We start from the raw sequence: 24026 nt of genomic DNA, 5'->3' as shown, positions 1-24026 counted from the left end.
GGCGGCCAGCAGAAATCGGGGACGGTAAAGACAACGCGGAATTTGCTGCTTTTACGGGCGATTTTATTGACGGCCATTGGGTGCTCCTGTTGGGGGGATGGGGTCGTCTGAAAAATTGGCTACAATCGGTTGATAATCAGACGGTCTTTTAGTTGTTTACGCGAGTGCCGCAAGAGAAGGCGGTATCGGGATAAATTTGTCTTGTGAAGTATGGCATGCAACTGCGGCTGCGATTTGTTCTGCCCGTTCATGTCGAGCAATAAACCTGAGTTGACATGCAGAAATTTCCAGCTCTTCTGCAAAAGAAGTCCGGTATGTACAGTCGATGCGGCGTTGTTCTACATCAACGAGTACGGTATCCAACACCATGTCTTTACACAAAGACATATTAGATGCGGTATGGGCATGTACAAATACAGTCTCTACCGGTAGTTCGACAGTAAAGTACTGATTGGGCGCTTGAAAGGAATGTACCATGCCGGTAAATCCTAGTGTATAGATATGGTTAGGCTTTAGATGTGGCAATTGAAGGGAAGGATGAGCACCGTTCCAATAAGCCATAGAAAAATCTTTTGGTAATAAAGGTGCACGGTTAGCTATCCATTCTGCATCGGCAGTACCTGAATGTTGTGCCCGTTGCGCAAAATAACGGGGCATAAAGCCAAATCCTTCAGGAGCAACATTTTCAGCAGGATCTCGTACCGGATGGCTTGGGTCATAAATCTGGTGAGCCTTTAATATCCTTTTGAACCCATTTTGTTTGAGTTGGGATTTGGGATAATAACCAATACCGACAGGATTTTGCTGATGCCCCTCATGATCGTCTTCAACTGCACTACCGCCAAAGGCAAATTCATAGCGGATGGGCAAGGAGAGAATAGGATCTGGTTCGCTTAGAGACCATCCGGCTATCTCTCTTACCCAGTAGCGCTCGCCAGTAAGAGCCAGACTTTTTTGGTAATCGCCAACACTCACCGCTACAGCAAGTTGCCGAGCGGGAGTGTCATCATGTGCATAGGCGATTGCATTGACCACTAAATCAGTTTTAGGTTTATAAAGGCAGAAGTCGCTTTCAAACTGAGTTGAAGTTTGAGATGGTTCACCGTAAAAAGTATCTGCAAATGTAAGAGGCGTCTGCGTTTGGGCAAACTTAAGTACGGTTTTTCCAGTTACAGGATCGATTTCAAACTCATAACTGACTTTAGCAACTACGACATCATATGTTCGATCTAACTGGTCGATGTTTTTAAATTGCTGCGTATGAAAGCAGGTAAAGTTCTCCAATTCGAACATTTATATACCTTTTCTTCTAGTTGATATCGACTTTTTTACCATCCATATCTACTACATTAGTGCCAACGATCTTAACTTTTTTACTAACGATAGAGATTTTATTTTTATCTATTACAATCATTGAGTTGCCTACTTGAAGGGTAATTTTGCTCCCAGCAGATAAGGTAATTTTATTGCCGGCATTAAGGCCAATATTTAAACCTGCATTAAGTCCCATAACTAGGCCAACGCTATGCATTTCGGCACCAACAACGTTGGTCATCCAACCACCTCCGACGTTTAGCATATAGCCAGCGCCAATGTTGGTCATTTGTCCGATACCAACGTTGCTCATACCATTTAGGCTGACGGTTTCCTGCTTATTGCCACCAATGCTGCTTACCTCGTTGGATACAATGGTTTTGTTACGATTGGCACCAACGGTCAATGCTTGATTTTTGCCGATAGAAACGTTTTGATCCAAGCCTACGGTTAAAGCCTGATTTTTTCCGATGCCAATGTTTTCATCGAGGCCAACAGAATGGGTTCGATTTTTAGCGACAGAAACACTCTGATCTTTACCCACAGAAGTACTTTGGTTTTGGCCAACACTAATGCTTTGGTTTTGGGTAATACTGGAAGTTTCGTTTTGGCCGACTGATTTGGTACGGTTTTGGGTAATTGAGGCAGTTTCGTTTTTTTGAACGGTTTTAGCTCGATCACCTACTACTGTTACAGTTTCATTATTACCAATTGTAGTGGTTCGGTCGTTGTTGACGTTACGGGTTTCATTATTCTTAACAAGTGAGGTCAAGTCTTTCTGTGCCTGGAAGTTGACCATTTCAGACCCAGCAGTATCATTGAACATCAGTTCGTTAAAGTTGGCTAATGGAGAGTTAAAACTTTTACTCTTGATACCGGATTGCTTAGCTGCAGCAGGAAATCCCCATGGTGGCGACATTGCGCTGTTATACAGACGGCCTAATACAATGGGTCGATCAGCATCGCCATTAATAAAATCAACCAGTACTTCTTCGCCAATGCGTGGTGTATTAATAGAGCCATAGCCAGCACCAGCAGAGCCCTGAGTTACTCGTACCCAGTTGGAACTGTTTTCATCCATTTTTCCATAGCGATCCCAGTGGAACTGGACTTTAATATCGCCATATTCATTGGTGTAGACCTCTTCACCTGCAGGTCCTGTTACCGTAGCTGCTTGTGTCCCTAAAACTTTTGGCTTGGGAGTTTTAAGAGGAGGGCGGTATGGATAAGATTTAGGTAATACGCGGAATGAAATTCTAAATTTGCCAATACGGTCTCCAGACGTATAGCCTGCCTCTTCGAAATCATAATCAGCTTTTAAAATAGTATATTCGGTATTAGAAGATGCATGAGGGTGTTTGCTCAGGATAAACGTATAACCTGGAGCAAGTGTCAGTGCAGTGCCTGAGCCAGTAATAATCTTGGTTTGGCTTTTCAAATCTTCACTACGAACCTGACTGTAATTTTGTGCTTCTGCCACATCACTAAAACCTGTGTAGAAGTCATAGTGTTCCATAGATACCGAATTAAAGTCATGAACTGAGTCTGAAGACATCATCGGTACTTTAGCATTTTTATAATTGTATTCTCGAGTAACAAATTGACTAGATTTTAAAGCATCTCGTTCTTCCCAAATATCAATATAGGCGATATTTGGTGCCCCTGGTGCAGTATTTCGAGAGTGGTAGGGGATGTTAGGGGATGAAATAGCTTCTAAAACACCGACATCATCAGTAATAACCAGCTCATGTGAACCGTTACTGTGGGCAAAATAATAGTAGATACCTTCTTGTTCAAATAGGCGGTTTAAGAAATCAAAGCTATTTTCTTGATATTGAACACAAAAGCCTCTTGTTCGATACCCTTTTTGACATTTTATCTGGTATGGGAATCCGAATGGTGCTAAGACTTCATTAGCGATATCTAATACGGACTTATCAACGAAAACCCTGCTGTCTGTATTTTGAGTGAGGTACCACATGAATGGGCGAGTGGTACAAGTATAGGCATGATAACCTTCCTCGTCCTCATCTTCTCCAATATAACCGAAATCGGTAACCAGACCATTTAGGTAACGAGGACTGCTTGCTTCAGTATCAATTTCCAATGTTACAAACTGACCAATAATATCTTTGCCTTGTAAATTTGGGTTTGGGGAGACCAATGTAATATTGAACTCAAACAGATTTGAAACGGATTCTGTTCCAAGCATTTTTTTGAATAATAGTTGTGATCCCAAAGGCGTATGAGCAACGATAGTTCTATTCATTTCGGGAAACTCCTTGTCAATCTTAAACCAATATTCCGGTTAGAAGTATTTTTATCCTATATTTTAAATAGGGATAAAATATGTGGAAGTGATATTTTAGATAATATTATTTACATCTCTATTGAAACTTTTAAATACACTGAAAATTCCGTAATTTACTTAAATTAAATGGATTAAAGGCAGTAGAAGTAGTAAATTCAAGTATAAGATTTTTTCCTTTAATATTGTATTCGACAACAGTGGTATTTCCTGTTTGGCGAATAATTTTACCTTTTTCAATAAGGCGGAAGATTGACCACGGCCCAGTTGAACTAATACCTGCGCTGTTGATTTGGGGAGATGAGATATCTATTTTAGCTAAAGCATTTTCACTCTTGGATGGCCAAGTAAAGGTTACAGGATTTACAGGACCATGGCTGTATACATAGCTCTTACCTGCATATGAAATATTTACACTTTCTAAACTGGTATCAAGAATTAAAACTTTAATTGAAAAGTCGAATGTAGGAGTTTCTGATCCTTTATCAAAATACCCTTGTCGAATGTCTGCTATATCATTTAGCTTTGCAAAACGATCTTTAAACGCATCATTTTTAGCAGTTAAAGTTTCCAGTTTTTCTGAGCGTGCCAATACGGCAGCTTCACCAGTCAAGTTGGTAAATTTACTGTAGATACCATTGGGACCAAATATACTGGTGAAACTCTCTAATGCGACATTGTCCTCCGATCCTTTATCGAAAGGGTATCCTTGTTGATGTATTTCTTGACAACTATTAGTCAATGTGGCCATTTGTTTTTCTAAAGTAGATAAAATTTTTTCATCAACAATTTTGTTAGTGTTTTTCAGAATAATTTCAGAAAAGTTATCTAACATTTGGCGAAAGGGAGGTGGCAGTCTATTTACTTCAGCCTTGTATTTTACGAAAGGATCATCAGGTGGTAAGTCCACTCCTTTTTCTACAGCAACATTAACGGCAACTAAATAAACATATAAATCATTTATAGCTTCTGTAACGTTATTAATAGCTGGAGGTTGATCATTAGTGGTTTCAGTTAATATATGGAAATCTGCAAAAGCATCATCGACTGGAGTTGCTTGTTTTAAAGCAGCTAATTCATTCTTTACATTATTCCCCTCTTCACTCTCTAAGAGTTTCGAGAGTCCCGCTCTATTTAACCAATCAGTAATTTTGCTTCCAGCTTTTTCTGTTATTCGTTTGTCAATAGTTAAAGTCGTATTATCACTAATTCCTTTAATAATATTGACTAAAGGTGAGTTCTTTTCAGATAGCAGCTTAGCAATTTGAGTACTCTCTCGTGATGACTTTGGTGTTACTAATGACAAATCAGATAAATAACTATTCCAAACTTTGATGTAATTACTGAAATAGATTCTTTGGGCATCAGAAAGGACAGATGCCTTGCTTTGACTTAAAGAAGCATAGTCACCTAATACCCAGTTGTCTTCATTAAAAAACTGCTCTGCAGATTTAACCATAGCAGGCAAAACTTTAGTAATGTAGGCTTCTTTGGTATAAATAAAGTTAATAGGTTCTTTCAGAGTTCCACCAGTCTTACGTCGGAATAACAAGTGACTTTGCACTCCACCCATACTTGAAAAGGATACAGGTGTAACTCCTCCCTTTCCAGAGAGAGTAACTGTATTTATGGTATCTTCTAATACCATGGTTGCAATGTCTCTTTGCGCAATTTCCTGTCTACGACGTTCTACTAATTCTTCATCATAGGGAACGCTTGGTGTAATGCTTTGTTTTGAAAGAATCTGATTCAGAGCTTTTTCAACAGATTTTTTTTGTTGGTCACTCATACCTGATGATTCTGTTTTAGACAAATTGGACATTAACCAGTTTTGCATAAAAGCAGCATCAAAATGTTCTTTGTGGAACATCATAAGATAAGCTTTTAATGCATCATAGCTATTAATATTGTTGGAGCCATTAGCTGTGCGTAGAAGTTCATCCAACTTATAGCTGATTAATGGCATTACGTTGTCTTGAAGAATTCTATAATAGGCTGACTCCCCAACATCTTTCATTTGGCTGCCTTGATAAAGGCCAATACGATAGCTGAGCGGAGGGGATAATAAATCTGGAATTTCTTTACTGGTAGTTGTATCTCTAACTTGTTCAGCAAATGTTACAGCCTTAAGTAAATCAGGGCCGTCTGTATATTTTTTTACATCTGAAGCTAAGTCAGTTGCTTTTTTATCAACCTGTTCAAGATATGATTGGTTATTGGAGTAACTATTCAACATCATTGTCAAACATGCGATTACTACAGTTGCAATAGCTCCAATACCTAGCCAATACAAGATTTGTTTTTTGACAAACCAAGATTTATTCTCACCAGCCAAATTTGCCTCGCTTAAAATAACGTCAGCAAATAGTCTATTTAAGAAAAAGCTATGTTCGTTATTCTGAGTAGAGGCCTGGTTTGAATCCAAGTATTTTTTAGATAATTGGAAATCACTTTGCAAACCTTCCAGTATAGGGTTGAGATGTTGTCCTGTTTGAGTTGAGCTTGAAAAATAAACACCTCTCCATGCGATAGGTTGCTCAAATTTTGAAGATTTAGACAGTTCTTTAAATAGGGAAAGTACGGCCTGATTAAGACGCTCGAACTCCTCAGGGAATGCAAAAGCCGCAGCCTTGTCTTCAGTGGATTCTAATTGGTGAACAGTACCCAACATAGAGGAGCGTAATTTATCTACAATATCTGCTAAGGCATTAGAAGCAGTAGCGATAGGGGTTTCCATTCCTTCTGTATTAGATAGAGGAATCCCTAAATATTGATTTCTTTGTTCTTCAGTTAGATGGTTAAAGAATTCATTAAAACCATGCAATAAATCTAATTTGGTTATCATAAGATAAACTGGAAAATGTATACCTAATTTAGTATGCATTTCATGGATTCTTTTACGCAGTTCTACTGAGATTTCTGTTATATTGGTTTTTCCGCCCAATAAATCATCTACGCCTACAGTAACCAATACTCCGTTTATTGGCTGTTTAGGTCGGTAACGTTGTAGCAGCGTTACAAATTCTTCCCAGTCACTAGAATCTTTACTGCTATGATTGTCATGTAAAGATAATCTACCAGCTGTATCGAGAAATACTATTTCATCCGATAGGAACCAATCACAATCTCGTGTACCTGCTAGGCCACTTACAGATGTCCCCAAAGTGCTCTCTAAGGGGAAGTTAAGGCCAGAACGTTTGAGTGCAGTCGTTTTACCAGATCCTGCTGCCCCTAGGACAACATACCATGGCATTTGATAGAGGTATTGACCTTCTTCTAGTCTAGCCAACAAACTGTTTTTAGATTTAGAAAATTTAGCATTCTTTAATACTTTGTCCATTTCAGCAAACTGGCGGCTCATAGAGCTAACATCATTTGCACTTTTTAAAATAGGTTCTTGGGCTGCTCGAATTTCTTTCAATAAAGCAGCGTTTCGTCGGGATTCACGATATTGGCGAAATACAGCTTTAGCCAACCAAATACCAATAATAGTGGCACACACTGCAAAACGAATAGTTTTGCTTACTAAGGGGCGAACTTCACCTATGGAGATTAATGGGCCAATAAACCATACTAATATAATTAGGCCAGTAATACCCAACATCACCCATAAAGAGCGAGAACCTAGAAAATAAATAATTTTTTTCATGTCTATTTTTTCCGTATCAATCTAAAATAGATTATTGTGTGTTTGCACTACCGTTTTGTTAAGGATTGGAGGTATTGTTTTTTATTTCGACTGTGCTACCTAGTTTGGGTCCAGTTCCTGTAGTAAATAATGTAATTTCAACCCTTCGGTTTTTAGCCCTGTTCTCCAAAGTATCGTTTGGTGCTACAGGATCGGTTGAGCCTCGCCCTTCAGAACGGATGCGTGTTCCACCATTTTTAACGTAATTCAATAAAATTTCTTTTACTGCATCTGCCCGAGCCTGTGATAAATGCCAGTTGGATGGAAAATTTAAGCTCTGAATTGGCTGATTGTCAGTGTATCCCGTAACAATAATTTGTCCTTCCACACTATCTAAGGCTTGGCTAACCGCAGCCAAAACAGGATAATATTGGTCTTGAATTTGTGCAGAGCCGGATTCAAATAAGCCATCACCTAAAATAGTAACAGTGCTTCTGTCTTGAAAATCTTCCACAGATACTAATTTTCTAGCAATCTCATTTTCCAATAAAGGCCGTAGTCGGACTGTTTTTTGTGTATCCTGTTGTTTGGTGATTACTGAAGGGAGTTTGAGGCTGTTTACTTTTGTACTGGCTGTATTGAATTTATCTCCTAATGACCATTGCATTGTAAAATAGCCTACACCTAATGCAACAGCTCCTAATACGCCTACTACCCATAAAGGAATAGCAAGCCTGCGTTTCCTTTGAATATTATTTGTAATAATCGGGTTATGTTTAAAAAGATTAGCAGTTTGGTCAGGTCGTTTACTGTGAATTAAGGCAAGTAGGTCCCTTTTAATTTTATCGATCTCAAGCTCCCCATTGTTTAGAACCTGGTACTTACCTTTGTAACCAAATTGTAGGCATAAATACATAAACTCCAATAAATCAATATTCTTATCAGAATCTTGTTTCAAATTTTGAATGATTTCAAAAAAACGTTCTCCACCCCAAGTTTCATCGTAAAAAGATACTAATAAGCTATTCTTTGACCAAGTTTCATCAGCCCAGCCTGCACGGACTGCTAATTCATCTACAAATGTACAAAGACAGTATTTTGCAGCCTGAATGGCATCATATTTAGCTCCATTTTTTTCAGCATTCTCTTCAAAATTATTAATTAAGAGAGAGAATTTATTAATTAGGCTGTCAGTAGATAATTGACTAGTAGTTTGCTGCATAGAGTTAGCCAAGATAAGAACAGGTTTAGCAGCTTCAATTAAAGGGTTATAAACATTTACTGCGTTGTTTGCAGTATTATTCTGGTTATTCATAATGAAATTCCAAATTAAATCAAATTAACTTAAAGACTTAATCGCCCAAAATTCAACATCTAAATTAGGGAAATTACCAGCCAAATGGAAAGCCATACCTGAGGAAGTATCAAACATATCCCATAATTCATGTTTTTTATCTAATTCAAAATAAACATAACCACTATGGTATGGTAATTCTCTTGGTGCCACGGATAACGCATGAACTTTAATTCCAGGTAAATGGTAAGCAACCAATTCCTTAACTTTTTCTACAGTACCTATTTTTACTACACTTGGAATTTTTTGGCGTAAGGCTTCGTTAGGCATATCAGCTTTGATGGCTAGGACAAATGAAGCTTTATCCAGTAAGCTTTGATCAGGAGTTTGGGCGACTCGGGTTGCTTCATCACGCAAATCTAATGGAATTCTAATTGCTCTTTGTTCAAGTACAATAGACAGTGATTTGCGCAAGTTAAAAAATAATTTACCAAAACATGATGCTAGATCATTGTGTTCATAAATAGGAACATCTCCTACCTTGCGTGAAGGAAGGAAAGTCATTAAATCAGCACATAATTTTGATAAGTTGACAAATAATTGTTCTGGATGAGTTTGACGAGCGCCTTCATTTTCATGATGCAAATAAGCCAGATACCGATTGATGGTCTGAAGCATCATAAAGTCCATTACTTCAACAGAACCTCCGGTATTCGGGTCGTTTACAGCGTTAGCTAGACTATTGCTTTTTTGCATTAATAAGCCATATATTTCTGAAATGTAAGCTTTTAGGTGTTGTTGCTTTTGGCTTCCTAGGGAAGGTGGAATATATGATTCGTCTAGAATGATTTCAAAGTCTGCTGAACTGGATCGGATAACTGCAATAGGAAGGGCAGTTTGATTGCTAGTTAAATCATTTTCTAAAATCAATGTAGGATTAAGATCTGCTAGTGTAATTTGGCGACCGTCTAATTCGGAGTTTGTTGTATCTGCAAGGGTTTTCTCAAATGCTTTATATCGGTAAGAGTGAGCAGAATTTTGATTTAGAAAGTCAATCTCATTATTGACAGAGGATGGCAGAGTAATGGCTAAGCAAACTTTGGTATCTTTTATGTTTGCAGGTACTTTTAAGCTTAAATTTTCAAGTTGTTTTTGGGAAAACACAAATATAGAACCATCAGGAAAAATACCTTCTGCTTCACGAATACCAAGAACACCATGTTTGAGGCCGTCTGAATCCAGTACTAAAGATGAAAATCCCCAAAAATAACCTTCTTTAGAAACAGCTAGTTGACGTAATCCAGACTCAAGATAACGTTCAAATTGCTGGAAATGCTGTGGGGTAATAAAGATTCCCTCCGACCAAACTACTTTTGCTTCAATTGCCATGCATTCAACCTCAAATTATTTATATATAAGTATTTATTCCTCGCGGAAAATGCCTTTGCTCAGATCACTATTATTCTTACGAGTTTTCCCATTTTCTTTGATAGTCGGATCATCAGGATGGCGCTCTTTATATTCTTTTAGCATTTCTTGCATCTCTGATTTCGATAATTGATATAATTCATTTTTCCCAATATTCACGTAGAAATAGTGTTTCCCAAACTGATACCATCGTTGTTTTTGTTTTAATAAAATTAATCTCCATTGACTATTATCCAAATCACGATAACTGGCAACAACACCTAGGTATTTCAGATGAGAATCCATCTTGATAGGTAATACAGAAACCGTATCAGGGTGTAACATGAATTGGTTTTGTTGAATTAATTTGTCTCCTAAAGTTTCTTTAGCATTATTAGTAAGATCAAAATAGTTTGCTTTTTTAAATTCACCATCAGATGACAGTTGATATAAATCCAATCTTATGGGGGAAGGTTGATCAACTAAATTTGGATTGACATCGGGAGAAACTATGATTTGTACATCAATTTTTTCTCCACTTTCGTCAGATTCTTTTGGTGGTTTATGGTTGGATGCGCATGCGCTTACCATCAAAGATATCATTGCAAATGATATATATTTTATCAGTTTTCCATGCATTTTGGTTACCTAGGTACATCAATAGTGATTGTATTTAATGATAGAAATTTTAAATTAATCGACAGCCTAGATTTTAGGAACTAGTTGGTCTATGACTGTCGATCGAAATACTAAGATTTCTTATTTTACTTAGAATTATAAAGTATTTTTCTTTCTAAGTTTATATTTATATTGGTAATTGAAGTCATGATTGCTTGCGTCGATATTTACGCTCAAAACTTGTTTCCCCTGTGTTGCGCAGGTAAGTAGTTCTTGGCTGATTTGTGGTAGAACCGTATTGGTAAGAATCGCATCGATCATGCGGCCACCTGATTCAACTTCTGTACAACGTGAAGTGATTAGTTTTAACACTTCAGGGGTATAGTGTAGGTCGATGCCATGATTATCTTTAATGCGTTTTACGATACGGTCTAATTGCAATTCAACAATTTTTGAGAGCATATCATCGGATAGCGGATAGTAAGGAATAACTTGCATCCGGCCTAATAAAGCAGCTGGGAAAGTTTTCAGCAGGGGAGTACGCAGGGCTTTAGTTAGGCCTTCTGGAGTAGGCAACATTTCGGGATCATCACACATATCCATAATTAAATCTGTACCAACGTTGGTGGTAAGAATGATAATGGTGTTTTTAAAGTCGATATAGCGGCCCTCGCCATCTTCCATCCAGCCTTTGTCGAATACTTGGAAAAAGATTTCATGAACATCTGGATGTGCTTTTTCTACTTCATCGAGTAAGACAACACTGTAAGGTTTACGACGTACAGCTTCAGTCAATACGCCACCTTCACCATAGCCGACATAACCTGGAGGAGCTCCTTTCAAAGTGGATACAGTATGAGCTTCTTGATATTCACTCATGTTGATGGTAATCACGTTTTGTTCACCACCATATAATGTATCGGCTAGAGCCAGTGCAGTTTCGGTTTTACCCACGCCGGAAGGGCCAGCAAGCATGAAAACACCAATAGGCTTGTTGGGATTGTCTAGATTGGCGCGTGAAGTTTGAATACGGCGGGCAATCGCATCCAAACCGTGGCGTTGGCCGATGATGCGCTTATTTAAGGTATCAGCAAGCTGTAATACAGCCTCAACCTCGTCTTTCATCATTTTTCCGACAGGAATTCCAGTCCAGTCTGCTACAACGTCAGCAACCGTACGACTGTCTACTAACGGCATAACCAAAGGTTGGACGCCTTGCAGTTTTTTCAATTTAGTAACCAGTTCTTTTTGGCGGGTACGCAACTGTTTATTTTCTTCATCGGTTGTTTCTTGTTCAACCTGCATGATTTGTTCACGTACAGCCAATAGCTCGGCAACTAAGTCTGCTTCAGATTTCCATCTGTCTTCTAATTTTTTCAGACGGCCTTCAACCTCAGTTAATTCTTTACCAATATTTGTGATTCTAGCTTCAGAATCAAAACTGAGTTTTTTCTCACGTTCTAAATTTGCTTGCTCAAGTTTTAATGCTTCTGACTTCTTGCGTAGATATTCAATGCTTCCAGGTACAGCATGTTGGCTGACTGCAACACGTGCGCAGGCAGTATCAATCAGGCCTACAGCTTTATCGGGGAGCTGACGTGCTGGAATATAGCGGTGAGAAAGTTTTACAGCAGCCTGGATTGCTTCATCAAGAATAATCACTTTATGGTGTTTTTCTAGAGAAGCATTCAATGCCCTAAGCATGTTGATGGCTTTTTCTTCATCGGGTTCATCTACTTGTACAACTTGGAAGCGACGAGTTAGGGCAGGATCTTTTTCAAAATATTTTTTGTATTCTGCCCATGTGGTTGCACCAATAGTACGAAGTTTGCCACGAGCTAATGCAGGTTTGAGTAAGTTGGCAGCATCACCAGTACCGACAGCTCCACCGGCACCAATTAAAGTATGGATTTCGTCGATGAATAGCACGATTGGGGTTGGGCTGGATTCTACTTCATCCATAACTGCTCTGAGGCGTGATTCAAATTCTCCGCTAACACTGGCACCAGCTTTGAGCAAACCGATATCCAATAGAATTAATTGAACGTCTTTCAACCCAGGCGGAACATCTCCGGCAGCTAAACGTAATGCCAAAGCTTCAACCACAGCAGTCTTACCAACACCGGCTTCACCTGTAAGAATCGGGTTGTTTTGACGGCGACGCATTAGGATGTCAATCATTTGTCTGATTTCAGTGTCACGGCCTGTGATTGGATCTATTTCGCCATTTTTAGCCTTTTCGGTAAGATTGCTGCCGTATTTAGCTAAGGCACTTTCTTTGTGGGTAGCATTAGGCTCGGAAGATAAGGCATTCTGGGTAACATCAAGATTCTCTTCAGAGTTAGCAGTAATAGCAATAATATTGTTTGCCAATGTCTCCGGTTTGATTTTCAGGAACTCAGATGAAATATTGGCCAGAATACCCTGTAAAGTCTTATTTTGCAGCATGGTATAGAAAATATGAGCTGTACGGATTTTGTCTGTACCAAATTTTAGTGAACTGTATGTCCAAGTTTGTTCGACAAGGGTTTGGATATGTTCGGAGAAGTCAATAACGGCAGTAGCACCAACAGGTAATTTTTCTACTGCAGCCAATACATCTTTTCGTGCTTTGACTTCATCTAAGTTAAACTGATTTATCAGGCAGAAGATATCTGTTTTTTCAGTTTGAAGTAGAGAGTGTAGCCAGTGTACTAATTCAACATAGCTGTTTTCTCGAAGACGACAGAAGGTATAGGCATTTTCCAAAGTTTTATACAAAGTAGTATTTAACTTACCAAATAATACGCTGCGGCTGATGTTTGACATAAGACGTCCTTAGTTAAATTATTTCAAATATGTCCAAAAATAGTTTTCTAAAGCTTTTATCGACGATGGCCGTCTGAAAAGCCGATTAATGATTGCTGACAATCAAGTCTTCTGCGTCTCGGGAAACATTTCCCAGCCAAGTTGATAAGCCGAGTTGAGTGTTCCCTCCTAAATCCATCAGTGGAACTTCTTTTTGCATCAGAATAGGTTGAATGTCCCATTCATATTCTTCTGCGGCAAATAAACGAACCCATTCTCGTAAACGGGCTGTATTAATACCGTCTTTAAAGAATGATTGGTAGGCTGGTAAGGTAAGTGGGCCAATAATAATCCGAAATTTACTTTGCACATCATAGAGTTTGTCACCTAGTAGTAAACCATCACCAAGTGTGTAGTTACCCATAATCCCAATTTGCGTTTTCTCTTCTTCAACCTTAACCCAGTACCCCACGTTAGTTTGAATGTTAACGGGAACTTGGAAATAGCGAGTGAGCAGTTGTTGCAGGTTGACTGCAGATCGGCTTTGTTTTATCAATAGACCGGAAAAATAACGTTTGGCAAATTCGTGAATTAAGCCTTTGTTATGTGTGGTCGGAATGTTAAGGCCGTTAAAACTGGCAATATATTTTCCGAAGCGGTCTTCAGCATTTTTATCTAAAGATGTAATGCTTTGGGCATTAGCCCATGCTCGATAGAATAAGATAGCCAGACGGTGTTGCAACATATTTGCAAAACCTGCCCATGCCCGGTCACCGTGTTGATGTTGGCGTTCATAAGCATACTCGGTTAAATGTAGAGGTAGTGGGCCAGATGGGCCAAACAGACCAAATCCATTAATGGAAATTTCTACATAATGTGGTGATAAGGTTACCGATTGGAGATTGCGTGGGGCAAAAGTAAGCGAAGGATTTTGGTGGATCCTTATTTTCTCCATTTTGGGGCTAATAGCTTTGCCTAATATTTGCCCACCAGTAATAAATTTAACGGACTCAAGCTGGCGCAAGAGTGAAAAATAATCATACTTATACGGCTGAGAGGAAACTTTATTTAAAAAGACTGTAAGTTTTTCATCCCAAGCATTGTCTAATGAGTCACCAAAATCTGTTTTAGGGTTGACTGGACTCATATAATCATTCTCTCTCCAATTTCAGACGGCCAAGTAGCAATATGACCTTGCTGGAGCGTGTCAATTCTCAGTTGTACAAATGAGTTAATAGACACCAAACGTCGGAAATAATGGTTTAAAACTGATCCAAATAGGAAAGGATGGACGCCGCCTAATTGAGCTTCGTCTAGTGTAATGGTAATGTTGATTCCTCTGATAGGGGCTGCAACTCCATAATGACGGACTACTTTGTTAATAATTGAGGTTTCAACTCGTGTAATTGATTCAATCTGTTTTTTCAGTAAATCGCTTTCAGAAGAAACAAATACTGTTAAAAGCTCTTTCAAAGCAACAGGCGCATCTTCTTTATCAGTATTCAAGAGCGATAGGTAATTTAAGCTCAATTGATTTAAAAATGACCAAAGTGTCCTATCTTCACTTACTGCTTCTTGAGGCCTTGTTAATTTAGAAATCAGTTTAATTGATTTGACTGGCAAAAATCCCTCAATAAGAAAGTCAGATTCTCCGTCTCGAGGCATGATTAGAGGCAAATCTCTGCTTGTACACCAAGTATCGACAGAAAGGTGTTGTATGTTTGAATTAAAGGCGTAATTCTGATTATTAGCAAGAGATAAAAATACCTCACTACCTAAATAGGAAGAGCGAAAACCATTTTTAGCTGAGTTTTCGGATGGTACTCTATCAGCACGACGAGCAGAAAAATAAGCATGTTGAGTTTGGGACTCAGGAAAGAGTCCTATATCCGGTGCTTTGTACATTGGTGAAAATACTACGGTTTGAAGGTTGTTGGTATCAAAGCCTTTTACTTGCTCGATAGCGTAGACTTCATAATTCAGGGGCTGGGTACGGTCGATAACGACATGGTACTCCTGATCTTGAATATTTACCGGAAAGCGTGAGCTTTTTTTTCTGAATAAGTTGACGACTGGTACGGCATTTACAGAGAAATCATCTACACCGATCAGCTCAGTTAATTCAGGTATTTTATTACTGAATAAAAATGAAAGACTAAAATAGCGTTTACGATAAGTAATAATTTTTTTATTGACTCCCTTATCGTTTACGATTTCCTCTAAATGTTCAGGTACTTTAGGTAAGTGTCCTTTTTTTTCGGCTTGTTGGACGGCTTGTTTAATATTTTTTTGAGAAATAAATAGAAACTTTTCCGGTAGGCGTGAATACTCCTGCATAATTCGGAATGCACTCACCGATTTATCTAAATTAAATGATAAGGCTTCATCTTCTCGAAAACCACGATGTTCTGGTGTAGTAGGTAATGGGTAATACCATTGTTTTGGATTTTCGTAACTGTGGCAAACAACACCCACGCATTCAGAAGCCAATAGAAACAGCAATGAAGATGATTTGGAAAGCTCTGTACCCAAAAATATAGATAATTCATCTGGCAACATCTCTGAACATGTACCTGGTACGCTCAATGAAAAATCCAAACGCAAGGCAGATTGTACTTTCTTACCAGAGGATTGTTTGAGTGCAGGGAGTGCGTTTGGTAAATAACCTATTGAGTCAGTATATTTGGCTTTTTCAATACGAAGTGGCAGAATTTCAGTAGTTTTAGTTACAGAAAATGGACAACTTACTCTAAATTCATCAATAGGCAGAGACCTTAATATTTTTCCTCGTTCCAGTAGATTGATCACATCAGCGTTATATTGATTAGTAGGCTCTAGATTGACAATAGCTGCAGCCGGTTTTTGATTGATGAAGTCAGGATAAACAACTTCTAAGATTCTTTGGACAAAACGAGGATACTCCGCATCCAGTTTAAGTTGGGTGCGTGCAGTAAGAAAACTTACCCCTTCCAAGAGTCTTTCAACATAGGGGTCAGGAATATCAGTTGTATCTAAAGCTAATCTTGAGGCTATCTTAGGATATTGGGCTGCAAACTCTTTACCCATTTCCTTTAGAAAAGTTAGCTCTTTGTTGTAGTAAGACAGTAATTTATTATTCAAGCCCCATTTCCCCCATCTAATAAGTCAAACAATCCTGTTTCAACATCCATGCTGGTTCGGAGCAAGAATTCTTTAGGATAAGGATTGAGTTTCAGGTAACCTTTGATTTCAATAATGAGTTTATTGTGTAAAGCATCGTCATCATCGTCTGAGGTATTTACGATCACTTGTAGAGTCTTATTTTCAAGACGCGGTTCAAAATCGATGATGGCTTGTTTGATATTCTGTTCCACATCTTGCCATTCAATATCGGAAAAATTAATACCAGAAAGGGGAGGGATACCATAATTTAATGTAGAAGAGCGTACATTTTCAGTTAGGTCAATCCCCATAGTTTCTGCTTGCATGTTGCATGTATTCAGTAGATAAAGAATATCACGCAGTACTGCTTGCCGATATTGATCAAGATTAATGACCTGATCGGAGCGTGCCTCTTTTTTTCTGCGTGGCTCTTCATCTGTTAGTCTGTCAAATAAAGAGGGTAACAGTTGATTTTTGAATTGCGACATGTTTAATTGTTGGGTTTGAAAGATGGATAGATTTTAATGATTTTGTTCAAATCTAATATTACAAATATCTAAAAGGCCAAAATCATGGTTGTCGGTATACAAAGTTTTTTGACCAACCCCTGTAAAGAGTTGCTCTGCTATTTCTATCCAGTCAGTTTGTGAACATTTCATTAGTAGATCTGACCATGCTGTTTCTTCACCAGGCATAACAGCATAACGAGCAGGGCTGGTACATTGAATACATTCACCATTAGTAAATTTGATTTCAGACGGCCTCCAAATGATGTCCAGTAAGGAACTTGGTGTCTTGAAAGAAATATTTTCAATAGAATTCCATGTTTGCCAGTAGTAGTGACCTTGATAGAAATATTCATAAACGAAGGCGGTACGTACGTCTCCATCCATAATCCAGTCACTATCAATCTCGGAAACTGATTTATCTGCTAAAAGGTAAGTAATATGTACGGGCGAGCCTTCTATATTCTCAGATAGCACAGTATAATCATCGACAAGGGCTTTATTTTTCTGTTCTGAAACATGGGCAACTAAAGAGAGTTGCTTTTGAAGAATATCAAGTTTGCTTGCGTGTTGTTCTAGTGTTTTTGGTTTTTGTTGGGCTTCCAAAACTGCCTGACGCCGCATTTCAGCAGAAATATTTTCAATAAGATAAAGCATTAAAGGTTTTTGGGTATGAGGAAACAGTTTTTGATATTGTCCAATCTGTTTTAAAGCCTGTTCCCATTTTGCGCACAGACACTGATATTGAATCAGTGCTAAACGATGTTCTTGATTGTCAGGATTTGAACGTACAAGCTCAATCATCTCTGATAATTTAGTCTTCAAATCCATTTCAATGATCCCTTATTTAATTTATAAAGATGAATAATAGAAGTTAAAAACAAGATTAATTTTTCAGTTAAGTAGTGCCGTCTGAAAAGTGAAAACATTTATATATAAAGCCTGACTTAAAAACGCCTTTTAAGTCAGGCTTTTTTAATTAAATCTACATATCAATTATGCAGATTTGTTTTCTTTGATATTGAAGGCCATTTGAACTTCAGCACCTTTAGAACCTTTATCGGTTTGTTCCCAATATTGGTTTTTCACTTTTGCAGCTTGGAATGAATAACGCATTTTCAGAGCATCATTGTCTTGTACGCCAATGAATTTCACACCGGTCACTAAGACATCTTCTAATGTAGTGCGTGAGTATTCAATTTGTTCACCACCAGCTTTACATACAGAAATTTCTACTTTGCTCAAGTGTTGGCCAGTAGCGCAGTTTTTCAAAATGGTTGGAGCTGCTTTATCGATAGCAGCAACTACGGTCAAGTCATTGAAATTGACTTTACCGGCACCACCGCCACCACCGCTAGTCATTGAACCAGGTTGCTCTGCACCCCAGTCAAAACTTTCGATGTTAGTCCAGTCTTTGTGGTTAGAATCTTTTGATTCGCCATTTACACCTTCAACTTTCATGAACATATCAATAGCCATTTTTTACTCTCCTAGTTAAAAAATACAAGCGATTTAACAACAGGGCACTAAATATACCCAACTAAATAAACTAAGCCTGACTATTCTTGTTTAGTCGAAGGCAATTTGGAAACCAAGCGTAGAGAAACGGTAAGCCCCTCAAGTTGATAATGAGGACGCAGGAAGAACTTAGAAGTGTAGTATCCTGGATTATCTTCTACTTCTTCTACAACTACCTCTGCAGCAGCTAATGGTTTGCGTGCTTTCGTTTCTTGCGTAGAGTTGGCAGGGTCTCCATCTACATAATTCATAATCCATTCGTTCAACCAGCGTTCCATGTCATCACGTTCGCGGAATGAGCCAACTTTGTCACGAACAATACATTTTAAGTAGTGTGCGAAACGGCAGCATGCGAATAAATAAGGCAAGCGAGCAGATAAACGTGCATTGGCGGTAGCATCTGGATCATAATATTCAGATGGTTTATGCAAAGATTGCGCACCGATAAATGCAGCTAAATCCGTGTTCTTGCGATGAATTAATGGCATAAAGCCCAATGCAGCCAATTCTGCCTCTCGGCGGTCGCTAATGGCGATTTCTGTTGGGCATTTCATGTCTACACCACCATCATCGGTTGGGAATGTGTGGCAGGGAAGATTTTCAACGATACCGCCTGATTCCACACCGCGAATAGCGGTACACCAACCATAGTATTTAAATGAGCGATTAATATTTACTGCCATTGCATAAGCAGCATTGGCCCAAGTATATTTATTGTGATCTGCACCTTCTGTTTCCTCTTCGAAGTCAAATTCGTCTACAGGATTTGTTGTGGCACCATAAGGCAGGCGAGACAGGAAACGAGGCAGGGCTAAACCGATATAACGTGAATCTTCGGATTCACGCAGGCTTCGCCATGGAGCATATTCGGCATTTTGGAAAATTTTACTTAAGTCGCGCGGATTAGCTAATTCTTGCCAAGACTCCATTTGCATTAATTTGGGAGATGCACCAGCAATAAATGGACAGTGTGCAGCCGCTGCAATCTTCTCAAGACTATTGAGCATTTCTACATCAGGGGCAGAGTGATCAAAATAATAGTCACCTACTAAGCAACCAAAGGGTTCACCGCCAAATTGGCCGTATTCTTCCTCATAAATACGTTTAAAGAGTGGGCTTTGATCCCAAGCCGTACCTTTAAAGCGTTTTAAATTACGAGCAACTTCCTTTTTGGAAATAGGTAATACTTTGATTTTCAGTAAAGTATCTGTTTCGGTATTGGTCACTAAATGATGCAGGCCGCGCCATTCACCTTCAAGCTTTTGAAAGTCCTCATGATGCAAGATCAAGTTGATTTGTTCAGAAAGCTTTCTGTCAATTTCGGCAATAATTGCTTCAATGGTTTGATAGGTATCATCTGAAATGGTGACGACATTTTGTAAGGCTTGCTGAGCCAATGTTGCGACTGCATTAGTTACAGCGCTTTTAGCTTCTTCCGTTTTAGGTTTGAATTCTTTTTGAAGCAGCTGTTCAAATTCATTGGTTGCAAACACATGTTGCGAACTGCCATTTTCTAGGGTATCTAATTGTTTTTCAGCCATGATTTACTTTCACTTCTAGTTTTATTAGAGACTATTGTTCATTTTTGGATGTTGATTTGGGCGCGGCTGCAAGACTTTTTAGTAATTCGCTGTCTCCTAAGACTTTTCCAATTAGTTCTTCAGCCCCACTTTTACCATCCATATATGAGAGTAAATTAGACAGTTCTGTACGTGCCTGTAAAAGCTCATTTAGAGGTGCTACTTTTTTAGCTATCGCAGCCGGTGAGAAGTCATCCATGCTTTCCAATTCGAGTTCTACATTCAAATTCCCTTCACCTGTCAATGTATTTTTTACGTTGAAGGCGACACGAGGTTTAAGGGCTTTCATGCGTTCGTCGAAATTGTCTACATCAATTTCTAAGAATTTTCGTTCGGCCAAGTCAGGCAGTGGCTCGACAGGTTTACCAACCAAATCTGCCATAACACCCATAACGAAAGGCAGTTCAATCTTTTTCTCTGAGCCATACAACTCTACGTCATATTCAATTTGCACGCGAGGAGCTCGATTGCGGGCAATAAACTTTTGACCTGATGATTTATTTCGTGACATGGTTATAACCTTAGGATAATTAATAATGTTGTATATCTAAAAGATATTTACGAAATTGTGGATGAGGTTTACTAATTTTAGGAATTTGCTGTATCTTCATCTGGTTTGCCAATTAAAACTTCTAAATTGACAATACTTTCTGGGCTAATATCTTTCATGATGTCATAAAAGTTCATATTCATTTGTCGTTGCACTCTGCGGATAAACAGTGGTGCAGGGTGGCTGGGCTCAAGAGTTTCAAAATAAATGCAGATTTTCTCTAAAGCCAGATCAACATCAGCGCGATTTTTAATATTCAGACGGCGCCATGCATCAGCCTCTTGAATAGATTGTTCTTGCGTAATAGCCAAGCTGTTAGTTTCAGAGGGTAACTCAGGCTGTTCTGTCTGTTGTACTGAGGGAGTGCTCCCATCATTATAGTTGATGGCTTTGTGAATTAGGGTAAGGGGTTTCTGAATAACATCAAAATCAAGTGAGTGTTCATCCTGTAAATTAGACGAGAAAATGCGTTGGATGTCTTTCAGACAGTCCAATGCTTGAATTAATGCAGTTAATTCAGGTTTCCCTGTATCGGCATTTACTCTAATATCGAGCATTAGCCGCTCTTTACCTCCTGGATAATTTTGTGAATCATTTCCTTGTAGTATGGAAACAGCTTCTTTGACAGTAATTGGTTGTTGAGTTAACCTATTTATCAATAATTTAGATGCAAGAATCTCTTTGATGATGCCATCAAGTGTAGTAAAGGAGCTAAGGGCATTGATCCTGTAAAAGGGATCAAATTCACCGTCTTCATCTTCAAGTTTGGGGTAAATGGATTCCCAATATAAGTCTATATTAGCTCTAATTGCTTCGCAGCCAGCGCAGAACCCTACGAGTCCATGTTTGGCAGTAAGAGCTTGTGCATAATAAGCCAAGACATGTAAATCTTTAGACTCGGCTAGCAATTGATTGCACAACTTTTCTACTGTTGCCCAGTCGGCCTCTTCTGCCGGAATAATCGTGTCACCATATTGTTGTTCTGGTTTGCCTTCAGCTACGCTTTGTAGTTCTAAAAAGCGGCTATCGTATTCGATATTTACACCTTCGGGACTGTCGATAGAGATAGGCTCGTCCCATCGAGGAAATGTGTTCATCTACTTATAATCCAAATAACTTATTAAACAGTGAGCATGAGGGGAGGCCTTCATGTTTTATGTGGTAACCGCTTTCAATCTCTTGCCAAAAACTACCAATGCCGTCTGAATCAGATAAAAAGTTGTGAAAGGATTCAGAGAGGATAGAGCTCTCTGTTGTATCACTACTGTAAAAATCTTCGATACAATATTCCCCTTCTTTTAATATCTTGCGAAAGGAATTTTTTTTCTTTAAAAGAAAAAAAAGAGAATCAAGTGATTCGGGAATAGAGCTAGGTTTATAAAATAACACAAATGGGTATTTTCTGCCAATTTTATCAGAACTACCAGCAGCCATACCAGTATAAATAAGATCATCGGGTAATTTGATACAAAATAGCCAAATTTGCAAAGGGGAATATGTTTTTCGAGTGAATGAAATTAATTTGTTTTGGCCGGAGCATCGGTTAAACCAGTTATCCCAAAAGAATCTATCATGAGTTTGAAGATTCTCGGAGAAAATAAAATCACGGGATTGATTCAGTTTGCCAAAAAAATAGACTTCATTTTGCTTAAACATAAGTAGTCATCACAAGAGAAGAGTTTTTAGATTCCCAAGTTGCTAATTAGATACAACTGCTAAGACTCATACTCTAGCATAATTCGATGTGTTGATAAATATAAATTTAAACCACTTGAAATAATAACTAAAGAAATGTAAATAATCTTTAAAAATATGCGCTTACTATATGATATTATAGATAATAAAGTTTATCAAATACAGTTTTATTTATAGCTTATTGTTTGTTATAATTTTTGCAAAATAATGTGTTCAAAGTCCTCAGAAAGTGATTGAGGTTCCTTGTTTTGAGGTTTCTACTTGTAGATTAATTAGGATTTCGACGGAGTAATCGCATGTCCTCTTCCGGTAACACCATAGGTATTCTTGTTCCTCAGCCTTCTGCACCTGCCATGGTGTCTCAAGGTTCTGCCAATCCGCCTGAGCCGCTGACTAATGCAGCCGGGCCGGTAGATGTGATAGAGATGGTGGCCGATGTTGCCTCTAGTGCCCTTTCTTTGGTTGCTCCTGACTCTGCTGCAGCTAATGTGGCTGATGCTGTATCTGATGTGGTTTCGCTCGCTTCAATGGTTCCAGGTTTGCCTAGTGTTAGACTGCCTTCACGAAAGATGGTCAGTGGTTTTGGCGGGGGCAGCGGAGCAGGTTCTGATGGTGGGGTAGTTACTTCTGGTCATGGTCACTGTATCCCCTGTAAAGTTGCAGCAGCTATCGGTAATCCTGTTAATGCCGTACTTGGTATCAAAGTCCTATTTGACGATACAGAGACCGACTTTTCCTTTGACTCCCCACTTCCCCTTGTTTGGCAGCGCAGCTACTATTCCGACCAAATAGGCAACGGCTGGCTGGGACAGGGTTGGTCGCTGCCGTTCTCCATGCGTCTTGTCCGCACTGCCGACGGTTTCCTTTATATTGATGAGCAGGGCAGGGAAATTCCGTTGCCGGATATCAGCGACGAAGCGGACGAGCCTTATTCCGCAGCCGACGAAGATGAAGACAATTTATATGAAGAAGAGGCTGCCCCAAGACCTGCTTCCGCCGAAGAAGACCCCTACGGTCTGGATAACGCCTATTTTGATCCTTACGAACAAATCTTCTTTTCTCAGATTTCAGACGACCTCTACCAAATCGCCTCCCCCGACGGCGGCACACGGCTGCTGTTTGCAGAAGTCGATTCCGGTTGCGGCATTTACCAACTGGTCGCACAACTCGACCGCAACGGCCGCCATATCCGCCTCTGCTACAACGACAACGGACTGCCGCACAGCATTTACGACGGCAGTGGCCGACACTTTCAGCCCGTATTCTCCTCCATCCGTCTGCACGACAACGATCCCGACTTCGACCCGGCCGGAGAACGGGACGTATTCGTTTCCGAAGACGAACGTTTCTACGTCAACCGCCTTACTTCCGTCACCTTCAACGGCAAGGAATTGGTGCGCTACGACTACGACGGCTGCGGCAATTTGACCGCCGTTTACGGACGAGACGGCAAAAAACTGCGCGGTTTCGCCTACCGAAACCACATCATGGTCGAACACAGCCAACCCGACGGACTGGTGTCCCGCTACGAATACGACCGTTACGACGCCGACGGCAAAGTGCTTAAAAGCAGCAACAACCTCGGTGAAGAATGGACGTTCGCCTACCGCAAAGACCATACCGTCGTTACCGACGCATTGGGACGGACGGAAGTGTACGGTTTCGACGAAAACCGCGAAC

General features: G+C 39.4%; 17 protein-coding genes. 1 reads left to right on the top strand and 16 read right to left on the bottom strand.

Going from position 1 to position 24026, the window contains the following annotated elements; translation table 11 throughout:
• Window positions 1-156: 156 nt before the first annotated feature.
• From ACTHS3_RS03645 to ACTHS3_RS03570, 16 genes are all read right to left on the bottom strand, one after another.
• Window positions 157-1293, bottom strand: coding sequence for a DUF2169 family type VI secretion system accessory protein (locus tag ACTHS3_RS03645; protein ID WP_004520030.1), 1137 nt, complete (start codon window positions 1291-1293; stop codon window positions 157-159).
• Between the two features lie 16 nt (window positions 1294-1309).
• Window positions 1310-3583 carry a type VI secretion system Vgr family protein gene (locus ACTHS3_RS03640; RefSeq protein WP_004520031.1) on the bottom strand — a complete coding sequence of 758 codons (2274 nt, stop codon included), beginning with the start codon at window positions 3581-3583 and terminating at the stop codon, window positions 1310-1312.
• A 130-nt stretch (window positions 3584-3713) separates the two neighbouring features.
• The gene (gene tssM / locus ACTHS3_RS03635) at window positions 3714-7271 is read right to left on the bottom strand and encodes a type VI secretion system membrane subunit TssM (protein ID WP_049343522.1); all 3558 of its coding nucleotides are present in this window, start codon (window positions 7269-7271) and stop codon (window positions 3714-3716) included.
• 58 nt (window positions 7272-7329) lie between these two features.
• A complete protein-coding gene (gene tssL, locus ACTHS3_RS03630) occupies window positions 7330-8565 on the bottom strand; it encodes a type VI secretion system protein TssL, long form (protein ID WP_070624734.1) in 1236 nt (411 codons plus the stop codon).
• A 24-nt stretch (window positions 8566-8589) separates the two neighbouring features.
• Window positions 8590-9933, bottom strand: coding sequence for a type VI secretion system baseplate subunit TssK (gene tssK / locus ACTHS3_RS03625; RefSeq protein WP_049337057.1), 1344 nt, complete (start codon window positions 9931-9933; stop codon window positions 8590-8592).
• Between the two features lie 33 nt (window positions 9934-9966).
• Complete coding sequence (tssJ, locus tag ACTHS3_RS03620; RefSeq protein WP_004520036.1) at window positions 9967-10590, bottom strand: type VI secretion system lipoprotein TssJ; 624 nt, start codon at window positions 10588-10590, stop codon at window positions 9967-9969.
• 135 nt (window positions 10591-10725) lie between these two features.
• Window positions 10726-13377: a type VI secretion system ATPase TssH gene (gene tssH, locus ACTHS3_RS03615; protein ID WP_004520037.1), complete on the bottom strand. Its 2652-nt coding sequence runs from the start codon at window positions 13375-13377 to the stop codon at window positions 10726-10728.
• An 85-nt stretch (window positions 13378-13462) separates the two neighbouring features.
• Entirely contained in the window at window positions 13463-14503 is a 1041-nt protein-coding gene (gene tssG / locus ACTHS3_RS03610; protein ID WP_004520038.1) for a type VI secretion system baseplate subunit TssG, read from the bottom strand.
• Complete coding sequence (locus tag ACTHS3_RS03605) at window positions 14500-16476, bottom strand: type VI secretion system baseplate subunit TssF (RefSeq protein ID WP_049337059.1); 1977 nt, start codon at window positions 16474-16476, stop codon at window positions 14500-14502. The genes tssG and ACTHS3_RS03605 overlap by 4 nt, the downstream gene beginning before the upstream one ends.
• Window positions 16473-16985, bottom strand: coding sequence for a type VI secretion system baseplate subunit TssE (gene tssE, locus ACTHS3_RS03600; RefSeq protein ID WP_004520041.1), 513 nt, complete (start codon window positions 16983-16985; stop codon window positions 16473-16475). The genes ACTHS3_RS03605 and tssE overlap by 4 nt, the downstream gene beginning before the upstream one ends.
• Before the next feature lie 33 nt (window positions 16986-17018).
• Window positions 17019-17834: a type VI secretion system accessory protein TagJ gene (locus ACTHS3_RS03595; RefSeq protein ID WP_004520042.1), complete on the bottom strand. Its 816-nt coding sequence runs from the start codon at window positions 17832-17834 to the stop codon at window positions 17019-17021.
• A 165-nt stretch (window positions 17835-17999) separates the two neighbouring features.
• Entirely contained in the window at window positions 18000-18482 is a 483-nt protein-coding gene (locus ACTHS3_RS03590) for an Hcp family type VI secretion system effector (protein ID WP_003761730.1), read from the bottom strand.
• A gap of 80 nt (window positions 18483-18562) precedes the next feature.
• On the bottom strand, window positions 18563-20062 hold the full coding sequence (tssC, locus tag ACTHS3_RS03585) for a type VI secretion system contractile sheath large subunit (protein WP_004520043.1): 1500 nt from the start codon (window positions 20060-20062) through the stop codon (window positions 18563-18565).
• Window positions 20063-20093: 31 nt separating this feature from the next.
• Window positions 20094-20612 carry a type VI secretion system contractile sheath small subunit gene (gene tssB / locus ACTHS3_RS03580; protein WP_004520044.1) on the bottom strand — a complete coding sequence of 173 codons (519 nt, stop codon included), beginning with the start codon at window positions 20610-20612 and terminating at the stop codon, window positions 20094-20096.
• 77 nt (window positions 20613-20689) lie between these two features.
• The gene (gene tssA, locus ACTHS3_RS03575) at window positions 20690-21748 is read right to left on the bottom strand and encodes a type VI secretion system protein TssA (protein ID WP_440367189.1); all 1059 of its coding nucleotides are present in this window, start codon (window positions 21746-21748) and stop codon (window positions 20690-20692) included.
• A 4-nt stretch (window positions 21749-21752) separates the two neighbouring features.
• Entirely contained in the window at window positions 21753-22307 is a 555-nt protein-coding gene (locus tag ACTHS3_RS03570; protein WP_049337065.1) for a TagF domain-containing protein, read from the bottom strand.
• A 335-nt stretch (window positions 22308-22642) separates the two neighbouring features.
• On the opposite strand from ACTHS3_RS03570, the gene ACTHS3_RS03565 reads away from it, so the two are divergent.
• The coding region (locus tag ACTHS3_RS03565) for a DUF6531 domain-containing protein (RefSeq protein WP_440367187.1) at window positions 22643-24026 on the top strand (1384 nt) is incomplete at its 3' end.

Source organism: Neisseria sp. P0009.S007, from assembly GCF_051962515.1.
Note: the sequence above shows the minus strand (reverse complement) of the source record. Positions and strands in the feature narration are given on the sequence as shown.

Excerpts from the sequence above, each read along its gene's own strand:
- tssH (WP_004520037.1), bottom strand. The coding sequence starts at position 13,377 with ATGTCAAACATCAGCCGCAGCGTATTATTTGGTAAGTTAAATACTACT.
- ACTHS3_RS03595 (WP_004520042.1), bottom strand. The coding sequence starts at position 17,834 with ATGGATTTGAAGACTAAATTATCAGAGATGATTGAGCTTGTACGTTCA.
- tssB (WP_004520044.1), bottom strand. The coding sequence starts at position 20,612 with ATGTCACGAAATAAATCATCAGGTCAAAAGTTTATTGCCCGCAATCGA.
- tssC (WP_004520043.1), bottom strand. The coding sequence starts at position 20,062 with ATGGCTGAAAAACAATTAGATACCCTAGAAAATGGCAGTTCGCAACAT.
- ACTHS3_RS03590 (WP_003761730.1), bottom strand. The coding sequence starts at position 18,482 with ATGGCTATTGATATGTTCATGAAAGTTGAAGGTGTAAATGGCGAATCA.
- ACTHS3_RS03640 (WP_004520031.1), bottom strand. The coding sequence starts at position 3,583 with ATGAATAGAACTATCGTTGCTCATACGCCTTTGGGATCACAACTATTA.
- tssE (WP_004520041.1), bottom strand. The coding sequence starts at position 16,985 with ATGTCGCAATTCAAAAATCAACTGTTACCCTCTTTATTTGACAGACTA.
- tssM (WP_049343522.1), bottom strand. The coding sequence starts at position 7,271 with ATGAAAAAAATTATTTATTTTCTAGGTTCTCGCTCTTTATGGGTGATG.
- tssK (WP_049337057.1), bottom strand. The coding sequence starts at position 9,933 with ATGGCAATTGAAGCAAAAGTAGTTTGGTCGGAGGGAATCTTTATTACC.
- tssA (WP_440367189.1), bottom strand. The coding sequence starts at position 21,748 with ATGAACACATTTCCTCGATGGGACGAGCCTATCTCTATCGACAGTCCC.
- tssG (WP_004520038.1), bottom strand. The coding sequence starts at position 14,503 with ATGAGTCCAGTCAACCCTAAAACAGATTTTGGTGACTCATTAGACAAT.
- ACTHS3_RS03570 (WP_049337065.1), bottom strand. The coding sequence starts at position 22,307 with ATGTTTAAGCAAAATGAAGTCTATTTTTTTGGCAAACTGAATCAATCC.
- ACTHS3_RS03645 (WP_004520030.1), bottom strand. The coding sequence starts at position 1,293 with ATGTTCGAATTGGAGAACTTTACCTGCTTTCATACGCAGCAATTTAAA.
- tssL (WP_070624734.1), bottom strand. The coding sequence starts at position 8,565 with ATGAATAACCAGAATAATACTGCAAACAACGCAGTAAATGTTTATAAC.
- tssJ (WP_004520036.1), bottom strand. The coding sequence starts at position 10,590 with ATGCATGGAAAACTGATAAAATATATATCATTTGCAATGATATCTTTG.